Source organism: Bradyrhizobium sp. STM 3809 (assembly GCF_000239795.1).
In the GTDB taxonomy this organism is placed as follows: Bacteria; Pseudomonadota; Alphaproteobacteria; order Rhizobiales; family Xanthobacteraceae; genus Bradyrhizobium.
In genome coordinates, this window is record NZ_CAFJ01000286.1 from 1 (window position 1) to 1,539 (window position 1,539).

2 protein-coding genes and 1 pseudogene are annotated in these 1,539 nt (G+C 69.1%); all 3 read right to left on the reverse strand.

Annotation, left to right across the window (positions count from 1 at the left end):
* A pseudogene (locus BRAS3809_RS16285) lies at positions 1-208 on the reverse strand (1-deoxy-D-xylulose-5-phosphate reductoisomerase); the annotation flags it as partial.
* A 37-nt stretch (positions 209-245) separates the two neighbouring features.
* The gene (locus BRAS3809_RS16290) at positions 246-1,133 is read right to left on the reverse strand and encodes a phosphatidate cytidylyltransferase (protein ID WP_008963208.1); all 888 of its coding nucleotides are present in this window, start codon (positions 1,131-1,133) and stop codon (positions 246-248) included.
* Positions 1,130-1,539, reverse strand: a 410-nt coding sequence (gene uppS / locus BRAS3809_RS16295) for a polyprenyl diphosphate synthase (RefSeq protein WP_035656456.1), incomplete at its 5' end; no start/stop codon positions are given. The genes uppS and BRAS3809_RS16290, both read right to left, overlap by 4 nt.

The window sequence follows — 1,539 nt, forward strand, 5'->3', positions numbered from 1 at the left end:
CCACGAAGCGCGGATTGAACTCGCGGGCGAGCTTGGCGAGCCCTGCGATGTTGCTGTTGCCGGTCAGCGCCTCGACCCGGTAGCGCTCGGGCGCGCCGCGCAGGAGGTCCATGGTCGAATCGCCGATCGAGCCGGTGGCGCCGAGCACGGTGACGCTGCGCACGTCAGCCGCGATCGCCTTGTTGTTCCGCAATGGCACTGCGCTCATGTTCTCACCAAAAATCTCGACCGGCGACGCGCGCCGGTCACCAAACCAGAAGACCGCGGCCGACGCCGTCGAGGCCGCCGCGCAGCAAACCCACGAGAGCCGCGAACACGATCGCGGCGACATAGCCGTCCAGGCGGTCCAATAGGCCGCCATGGCCGGGAATGATGTGACTTGAGTCCTTGACGCCGAAGTGCCGCTTGACCGCGGACTCCGCGAGGTCGCCGAGCTGCGACACCACCGACAGCACCGCCGCGAGCGCGAGCATCGCCACCAACCCGCCTGCGCCCGACAGCGACCAGGCCGCAGCCGCCGCGAGACTCGCCGCGAAGCCGCCGATCGCGCCGGCCCAGGTCTTATTGGGGCTGATCCGCGGCGCGAGCTTCGGCCCGCCGATGCTGCGTCCGGCGACGTAGCCCCCGATGTCGCTGCACCAGACGACGAGGAACACCAGCACCAGCGCGAACCAGCCCTGCTGCTGATCGAACCGCACCAGCACCGAGGCGAGCTCGGCCGCGGCGGCGTAGACGAAGCCAGCGGCGACCCACACCCGGCGACCGGCGGCAAGAACCGTCGCCGCGATCAACCCGACCGCCAGCACCACGAGGGCGAAGTCGATCAGGCCGAAGGCGCAGCAAGCTCCCCCGATCGCAATGGCGAGGGCGCCCGTCGTGCCGACGCTCACGGTGCGGACCTCGCCGATCACGATCAGCCATTCGAGATACAGGCCGACCGCGACCACCGTGACCAAGGCCGTCCAGAGCGCGCCGCCGGCATAGGCCGATCCCAGCGCCAGCGGCACCAGAACGAGTGCGGCCGCGATCCGCATCACCAGATTGCTTGGCCCCGCTTTCGGAGGCCGCGCAGCCTCATGGTCCGGCGCGGCCTTGACGGCGTCTCCCACGGCTGCGGTGTCCGGTTTGCTCACGAGGCGGTTTTCGCCACGAGGCCGCCGAAGCGGCGTTCACGCCGGCCGAACTCGGCGATGGCGCCTTCCAGCGCCGCCTTGTCGAAGTCGGGCCAATGCTGGGGCACGAACACCAGCTCGCTATAGGCCGCCTGCCACATCAGGAAGTTGGAGAGACGCTGCTCGCCGCTGGTGCGGATGATGAGATCGGGATCGGGAATGTCGGGCGCATCGAGATAACAGCCGATGGCGTCCGCATCGATCGAATCGGGATCGCGACGGCCTTCGGCGACCTCGCGCGCGAGATGCTGGGCAGCCCGCGCGATCTCCTGGCGCGAGCCGTAGTTGAATGCGACGACCAGCGTCAGCTTGGTGTTGGCTCGCGTCAGCTCCTCGGCCTCGCTGAGCAGCGCGCAGATGTCTGGCT